This is a genomic window from Monashia sp. HAY1-5C (genome assembly GCF_056755255.1).
This window is the reverse complement of the sequence record NZ_JBPGXG010000762.1, coordinates 1-236: the sequence shown is the minus strand read 5'-3', so window position 1 is coordinate 236 and position 236 is coordinate 1. Positions and strand designations below refer to the sequence as shown.

Annotated in this window: 1 protein-coding gene; it reads left to right on the top strand. The window is 68.6% G+C overall.

Annotated elements, in window-relative coordinates; genetic code table 11:
• Positions 1-196 (top strand): hypothetical protein (locus ACR9ZK_RS23460; protein ID WP_481344311.1); only part of this gene is annotated, 196 nt, incomplete at its 5' end.
• Positions 197-236 lie beyond the last annotated feature (40 nt).

Genomic DNA, 236 nt, shown 5'->3' with positions numbered 1-236 from the left:
ACACTCTCTCCGTCGTCGGCAGCGTCAGATGTGTATAAGAGACAGGCTGCGGATGCCGAGCACGTCGGCACACGGCCCCGAGAACCCGGGCCACCGCCGTCGACGCCCTGCAGTCCCGCACCGGCCAGGGACCCTCGCTCGAGCCCTGTCTCTTATACACATCTCCGAGCCCACGAGACGGAGCTACGTCTGGTAGGGCGGTGTCTGGTTTGGGGAGGGGGGGGGGGGGGGGGGGG